General features: G+C 51.1%; 7 protein-coding genes. 4 read left to right on the top strand and 3 right to left on the bottom strand.

What is annotated here, in order from left to right; all coding sequences use genetic code 11:
• Positions 1-316, top strand: a 316-nt coding sequence (locus tag QZF50_RS21730; protein WP_042096791.1) for a nucleoside transporter C-terminal domain-containing protein, incomplete at its 5' end; no start/stop codon positions are given.
• Positions 317-371: 55 nt separating this feature from the next.
• Here QZF50_RS21730 and QZF50_RS21735 read toward each other — a convergent pair.
• The 3 genes from QZF50_RS21735 to QZF50_RS21745 all read right to left on the bottom strand — a co-directional run bounded on the left by QZF50_RS21735 (position 372) and on the right by QZF50_RS21745 (position 3,444).
• The gene (locus tag QZF50_RS21735; RefSeq protein WP_000999819.1) at positions 372-1,460 is read right to left on the bottom strand and encodes a sugar kinase; all 1,089 of its coding nucleotides are present in this window, start codon (positions 1,458-1,460) and stop codon (positions 372-374) included.
• Positions 1,461-1,463: 3 nt separating this feature from the next.
• Entirely contained in the window at positions 1,464-2,321 is an 858-nt protein-coding gene (gene nfo, locus QZF50_RS21740) for a deoxyribonuclease IV (protein ID WP_000873890.1), read from the bottom strand.
• A 73-nt stretch (positions 2,322-2,394) separates the two neighbouring features.
• A complete protein-coding gene (locus QZF50_RS21745; RefSeq protein ID WP_000182053.1) occupies positions 2,395-3,444 on the bottom strand; it encodes a YeiH family protein in 1,050 nt (349 codons plus the stop codon).
• Positions 3,445-3,542: 98 nt separating this feature from the next.
• Between QZF50_RS21745 and yieE the strand changes: the two genes are divergently transcribed.
• The 3 genes from yieE to QZF50_RS21760 form a co-directional block, all read left to right on the top strand.
• The gene (yieE, locus tag QZF50_RS21750; RefSeq protein ID WP_000548294.1) at positions 3,543-4,424 is read left to right on the top strand and encodes a DNA-binding transcriptional regulator YeiE; all 882 of its coding nucleotides are present in this window, start codon (positions 3,543-3,545) and stop codon (positions 4,422-4,424) included.
• 204 nt (positions 4,425-4,628) lie between these two features.
• Entirely contained in the window at positions 4,629-6,098 is a 1,470-nt protein-coding gene (gene lysP, locus QZF50_RS21755) for a lysine-specific permease (RefSeq protein WP_000253273.1), read from the top strand.
• A 292-nt stretch (positions 6,099-6,390) separates the two neighbouring features.
• On the top strand, positions 6,391-7,356 hold a 966-nt coding region (locus QZF50_RS21760), incomplete at its 3' end, for a TonB-dependent receptor plug domain-containing protein (RefSeq protein WP_290388988.1).

Consider the following 7,356-nt stretch of genomic DNA (forward strand, 5'->3'; position numbering starts at 1 on the left):
CTGGAGTGATGCAAATCTTGCCGGGAGTTTGATTGGGCAGAAGCTGGCGATCAATGAATTTGTCGCTTATCTCAATTTCTCGCCATATCTGCAAACGGGTGGCACTCTGGATGCTAAAACCGTGGCGATTATTTCTTTCGCGTTGTGCGGTTTCGCTAACTTTGGTTCTATCGGGGTGGTGGTGGGGGCGTTTTCTGCGGTTGCGCCACACCGTGCGCCGGAAATCGCCCAACTTGGTTTACGCGCGCTGGCGGCGGCGACACTTTCTAACCTGATGAGTGCTACTATTGCAGGATTCTTTATTGGTTTAGCGTAGTGCGCAATTTATGAGCCGGATAAGATGCGGTCAAGCGTCGAATCCGGCAACATTGTTACACCATTGGCACTAATGAAAGCGCGTTATCGGCAGACAGGGTAGGGTTGTTTAAGCTGCCGCTGGCGCGCGAAATTGCCGCGCAGGCTACCGCAAAACGGGCGCTGTCGCGGAAACTGTATCCTTCAAGAAAGCTATATACCAGGCCCGCCATAAAACCATCGTCAGCACCAAAACTGTCTACTGTCGTATGCGCTGGCGCGGTCAGCAAAAATTGTTCTCCATCCTTATCGCTGCAAAATACAGATTCATCTTTCAGATAAACAAAAATGCGTTTAACACCTTGTTGATGCAGCGAATTTACAGCTCTGATGCGATCGTTGTCGTCTTTAATCGGTTGCCCCCACAAAATTTCCAGTTCATTTTGTGTTGGTTTCAGAGTGTGGATCCGGCTGTACCAGTTTTTTACTTTGTTCGCTTTAAATTCGGAAACGGTATCGACAAACATCGGAATTTCATCAGCAATGGTAAAGACCCACTCCAGGGCTTCAGGTGTGAGATTACAATCAGCCAGCACCACACCAGCATGGCGAATCAAGTCCCGTGAAGTATTGAGCAGTTGAGGCGTTAGCTGTTGCAGAATATGTGTGTCATTGATTGCCAGGATAGTTTCTTCCTGCTTATTAGCGATAGCGAGATAAGTTGCAGTGCTGTGTCCATGCAGACGAATGCAGTTTGAAACGTTCACGCCCGCGCGGCGCGTTTCTTCCAGTAATGTCTCGCCGTAAAAATCGTTGCCAATAGCTGATATTAAATGCACATCCCGACCAAGCAGAGCCAGGTTATGCGCGATATTACGTCCGACGCCGCCTGCGGAACAGTGAACAGAACCTGGATGAGAGGCTGCTTGCGGGTAACGGATATCCGCCATTCCGCGAATATCCATATTGATTGCACCCACAACCACACAGTAATCCTGCTCGGTAAGGATATATCCTTTGCCTTTAATCAAACCCTTGCGCATCAAATCCATAATATGAGCGGCAACACGTGAGCGGCTGATTTGCAGAATATCGGCGATTTCATTCTGTTGAATCAGCGGGTTACGCCGTAAAATTTTAAGAATCTGCTTTTCCCTGTCGTTCATCGATCAGGCCACCGCTTTTTCAGTTTGTTGCGCTTTCAGCCAGGCGATCTCTTCTGCCCAGATATCCGGGTTGATGGTTTCAAGGATCAGCGGAATGCCGTCGAAACGGTCGTCCTGCATGATCCAGCGGAACGCATCATGACCGATATTGCCTTCACCGAGGCTATGATGGCGGTCAACGCGGCTGCCAAAGGTGCTTTTCGCATCGTTAAGGTGCATCCCGCGCAGATACTTAAAGCCAACAATACGGGCAAAATCCGCGAACGTTTTCTCGCATTCGGCTGGAGTACGCAAATCATACCCGGCAGCGAAAGCATGGCAGGTATCAATGCAGACGCCGACACGGGATTTATCTTCCACGCCGTCGATAATCGCCGCGAGATGTTCGAATTTAAACCCTAAGTTACTGCCCTGACCGGCGGTGTTTTCAATCACCGCTGTTACACCTTGAGTTTTATCCAGCGCAATGTTGATGGATTCGGCAATACGCGCAAGGCAATCCTCTTCTGAAATCTGCATCAGATGGCTGCCAGGGTGGAAGTTGAGCAAAGAAAGCCCCAGTTGTTCGCAACGCTGCATTTCATCTATAAAGGCATCGCGCGATTTTTCCAGAGCTTCAGTGACCGGATGTCCGAGGTTAATCAGATAGCTGTCGTGGGGAAGAATTTGCGCCGATGTGTAGTGATATTTTTCACAGGCCGCTTTGAATTCATCGATGGTTTGCGTCGTGAGCGGTGCGGCACGCCACTGACGTTGGTTTTTGGTGAACAAGGCAAACGCGGTTGCGTCGATTTCGGCGGCGCGAATTGCGGCATTTGCCAGACCGCCAGCAGCACTAACGTGCGCTCCAATGTATTTCATGCGAGGACTCCTGTTAAACCCGCTGGAGGAAAACGGTAATGATAGCGGGTTAACAGGAGCAAGATGTAGTGGTTTATGCGATGACGCTTTGAATCACATAGTTAATCGCACCACCACCAACAATCAGCCAGGCAAACAGTACCAGTGCCATCAGCAGAGGTTTCGCCCCGGCTTTTTTCAGCGCGCTGACGTGAGTGGTCAGACCCAGCGCCGCCATCGCCATTGCCAGCAGGAAGGTATCCAGCGTTACCAGCATGTTCACCACGCTCTGCGGTAACAGGTGGAACGAGTTAAAGATGGCAACGACGATGAACAATATGGCAAACCACGGAATAGTGATTTTGCTTTTCTCGCCGCTGTTCGCCCCAGACAGCTGTTTAACACGCGCCGCCAGCAGGATGAGGAACGGAGCCAGCATCATCACGCGCAGCATTTTGGAAATAACTGCTGCGTTTTCCGCATCCGGGCTGATGGCATGACCTGCCGCCACCACCTGCGCCACTTCGTGCACAGTAGAACCAATGTAGATACCGAAAGTTTCCGGACTAAACCATTGAGACATCAGCGGATATATCGCCGGGTAGAGGAAAATCGCGACGGTCCCGAAGATAACAACGGTTGCAACAGCCACGGTTACTTTACTGGCTTCCGCTTTCACTACCGGCTCAGTCGCCAGTACCGCGGCAGCACCACAGATACTGCTACCGGCACCGATCAACCAGCTGGTGTGCTTATCCAGACCAAACACTTTCTGCCCCAGGAAGCAAGCCAGCAGGAAGGTACTGGACAGCGTCAGCACGTCAATGATGATCCCACTGATACCGACATCGGCAATTTGCGAGAACGTCAGACGGAAGCCATAAAGAATGATACCCAGACGTAATAAATATTGCTTGGCAAACAGCACACCACCGTCACAGCTTTTCCAGATGTGCGGATAGATGGTGTTGCCTAAAACCATCCCCAACAAGATTGCGAGGGTGAGGGCACTAAACCCGGCACCCGCAACCGCGGGAATGGAACCACCCCACAGGGCGACCCCGGTGATAACTGCACTCAGGGCTAACCCCGGAATAAAATGCCACAGTGTACGATGTTGTTTCTGTAAGGTGATATTCGTCATAACCCTCTCCTTTAACCGGGCATAAGGTTACGACTAACTGGTTTAAAAATAAAATTGATTATATATTTATAATTAATCTTTATAAGTGGTAAGCGACTATGCACATCACCCTCCGGCAGTTGGAAGTTTTTGCAGAAGTATTGAAAAGTGGATCAACCACCCAGGCGTCGGTGATGCTGGCGTTGTCGCAATCAGCAGTGAGCGCAGCCTTGACCGACCTGGAAGGGCAGCTTGGCGTGCAACTGTTTGATCGCGTGGGGAAAAGACTGGTTGTTAATGAACACGGGCGGCTGCTCTATCCGCGTGCGTTGGCATTGCTTGAACAGGCGGTTGAAATCGAACAACTGTTTCGCGAAGACAACGGCGCGATTCGTATCTATGCCAGTAGTACCATCGGTAACTACATTCTGCCTGCAGTTATCGCCCGTTATCGCCATGATTATCCGCAGTTGCCGATTGAACTTAGCGTTGGGAACAGCCAGGACGTGATGCAAGCGGTGCTGGATTTCCGCGTTGATATTGGTTTTATTGAAGGACCGTGCCACAGCACTGAAATTATTTCTGAACCGTGGCTGGAAGACGAGCTGGTGGTTTTCGCCGCGCCGACTTCGCCGTTGGCCCGTGGTCCGGTCACCTTAGAGCAGCTGGCCGCTGCGCCGTGGATCCTGCGTGAACGCGGTTCCGGCACGCGGGAGATTGTCGATTATCTATTGCTGTCACATTTACCGAAGTTTGAGATGGCGATGGAATTAGGTAACTCCGAGGCAATCAAACATGCGGTGCGTCATGGGTTGGGAATTAGTTGCCTGTCGCGACGGGTGATTGAAGATCAATTGCAGGCAGGCACATTAAGTGAAGTTGCGGTCCCTCTGCCGCGCCTGATGCGTACGTTGTGGCGTATACATCATCGGCAAAAACACCTTTCCAACGCGCTACGGCGCTTTCTGGACTATTGCGATCCCGCGAATGTACCGCGTTAAGTTGCTGTACAAGAACATGCTGGTGCTGTGTCGATTTCGTGACGCAGCGCCCTCAGCATGCATTCGCCAGAAAAGAGATTGGCTGCTTTACTTATAATCCCTGGGCGATCATGAAGGTGTCTTATAACCGTGTATTTCTGCCGGAAGGATTGCCAATCGTCTGCTACAATCGCGCCTCATTTTTAAGATGGATAGCATTTTTGTATGGTTTCCGAAACTAAAACCACAGAAGCGCCGGGCTTACGCCGTGAATTAAAGGCGCGTCACCTGACGATGATTGCCATTGGCGGTTCCATCGGTACAGGTCTTTTTGTTGCCTCTGGCGCAACGATTTCTCAGGCAGGTCCGGGCGGGGCATTGCTCTCGTATATGCTGATTGGCCTGATGGTTTACTTCCTGATGACCAGTCTCGGTGAACTGGCTGCATATATGCCGGTTTCCGGTTCGTTTGCCACTTACGGTCAGAACTATGTTGAAGAAGGCTTTGGCTTCGCGCTGGGCTGGAACTACTGGTACAACTGGGCGGTGACTATCGCCGTTGACCTGGTTGCAGCTCAGCTGGTCATGAGCTGGTGGTTCCCGGATACACCGGGCTGGATCTGGAGTGCGTTGTTCCTCGGCGTTATCTTCCTGCTGAACTACATCTCAGTTCGTGGCTTTGGTGAAGCGGAATACTGGTTCTCACTGATCAAAGTCACGACAGTTATTGTCTTTATCATCGTTGGCGTGCTGATGATTATCGGTATCTTCAAAGGCGCGCAGCCTGCGGGCTGGAGCAACTGGACAATCGGCGAAGCGCCGTTTGCTGGTGGTTTTGCGGCGATGATCGGCGTAGCTATGATTGTCGGCTTCTCTTTCCAGGGAACCGAGCTGATCGGTATTGCTGCAGGCGAGTCCGAAGATCCGGCGAAAAACATTCCACGCGCGGTACGTCAGGTGTTCTGGCGAATCCTGTTGTTCTATGTGTTCGCGATCCTGATTATCAGCCTGATTATTCCGTACACCGATCCGAGCCTGCTGCGTAACGATGTTAAAGACATCAGCGTTAGTCCGTTCACCCTGGTGTTCCAGCACGCGGGTCTGCTCTCTGCGGCGGCGGTGATGAACGCAGTTATTCTGACGGCGGTGCTGTCAGCGGGTAACTCCGGTATGTATGCGTCTACTCGTATGCTGTACACCCTGGCGTGTGACGGTAAAGCGCCGCGCATTTTCGCTAAACTGTCGCGTGGTGGCGTGCCGCGTAATGCGCTGTATGCGACGACGGTGATTGCCGGTCTGTGCTTCCTGACCTCCATGTTTGGCAACCAGACGGTATACCTGTGGCTGCTGAACACCTCCGGGATGACGGGTTTTATCGCCTGGCTGGGGATTGCCATTAGCCACTATCGCTTCCGTCGCGGTTACGTATTGCAGGGACACGACATTAACGATCTGCCGTACCGTTCAGGTTTCTTCCCACTGGGGCCGATCTTCGCATTCATTCTGTGTCTGATTATCACTTTGGGCCAGAACTACGAAGCGTTCCTGAAAGATACCATTGACTGGGGCGGCGTAGCGGCAACGTATATTGGTATCCCGCTGTTCCTGATTATTTGGTTCGGCTACAAGCTGATTAAAGGAACTCACTTCGTACGCTACAGCGAAATGAAGTTCCCGCAGAACGATAAGAAATAAGTTTCCTCCCTTCCTTGCTAAGCCCTCTCAACCGAGAGGGCTTTTTCAATTCCATTTCCCTGACAAATCATGCGGATATAAAATTTAACATTTGGATTGATAATTGTTATCGTTTGCATTATCGTTACGCCGCAATCAAAAAAGGCTGACAAATCAGAGGCTGTTCCGGCTTTCTGGGATGATCACCTGCATACAAATAAGTCCACCGCGATGCTGCCGTACGCAAGGGGACGTGAAGAAGATGTGAGCGATAACCCATTTTATTTTCGTAGTTACCTCATGGAGATATGGAATGTTTAGGTTGAACCCTTTCGTACGGGTCGGGCTGTGTTTGTCCGCTATTTCTTGTGCATGGCCTGTGTTAGCGGTCGATGATGATGGCGAAACGATGGTTGTCACTGCATCTTCCGTTGAACAAAACCTCAAAGATGCACCCGCCAGTATCAGCGTCATTACCCAGGAAGACCTGCAGCGAAAACCGGTACAGAATCTGAAGGATGTCCTCAAAGAAGTGCCTGGCGTACAACTGACGAACGAAGGGGATAACCGTAAGGGCGTTAGTATTCGTGGTCTGGACAGCAGCTACACCCTGATTCTCGTCGACGGTAAACGCGTTAACTCCCGCAATGCCGTCTTCCGCCACAATGATTTCGATCTGAACTGGATCCCGGTCGATTCCATCGAACGTATTGAAGTGGTTCGTGGCCCGATGTCGTCGCTATACGGCTCCGATGCGCTCGGCGGTGTAGTGAATATCATCACCAAAAAAATCGGTCAGAAATGGTCGGGTACCGTTACCGTCGATACCACCATTCAGGAACATCGCGATCGCGGTGATACCTATAACGGTCAGTTCTTTACCAGTGGACCATTAATTGATGGTGTGCTGGGAATGAAAGCTTACGGCAGCCTGGCAAAACGTGAAAAGGATGACCCGCAAAACTCAACGACCACCGATACCGGAGAAACGCCGCGTATTGAAGGATTCTCCAGCCGCGACGGCAATGTCGAATTTGCCTGGACACCGAATCAAAATCACGATTTTACTGCCGGATACGGTTTCGACCGTCAGGATCGTGATTCCGACTCGCTGGACAAAAACCGCCTGGAACGCCAGAACTACTCCGTCAGCCATAATGGGCGTTGGGATTACGGCACCAGCGAACTGAAATACTACGGTGAGAAAGTCGAGAACAAAAACCCTGGCAACAGCAGCCCGATAACTTCCGAAAGCAATACGGTCGACGGCAAATACAAG

This window comes from uncultured Escherichia sp. (assembly GCF_948475835.1).
GTDB lineage: Bacteria > Pseudomonadota > Gammaproteobacteria > Enterobacterales > Enterobacteriaceae > ECMA0423.

Excerpts from the sequence above, each read along its gene's own strand:
- yieE (WP_000548294.1), top strand. The coding sequence starts at position 3,543 with ATGCACATCACCCTCCGGCAGTTGGAAGTTTTTGCAGAAGTATTGAAA.
- QZF50_RS21745 (WP_000182053.1), bottom strand. The coding sequence starts at position 3,444 with ATGACGAATATCACCTTACAGAAACAACATCGTACACTGTGGCATTTT.
- nfo (WP_000873890.1), bottom strand. The coding sequence starts at position 2,321 with ATGAAATACATTGGAGCGCACGTTAGTGCTGCTGGCGGTCTGGCAAAT.
- lysP (WP_000253273.1), top strand. The coding sequence starts at position 4,629 with ATGGTTTCCGAAACTAAAACCACAGAAGCGCCGGGCTTACGCCGTGAA.
- QZF50_RS21735 (WP_000999819.1), bottom strand. The coding sequence starts at position 1,460 with ATGAACGACAGGGAAAAGCAGATTCTTAAAATTTTACGGCGTAACCCG.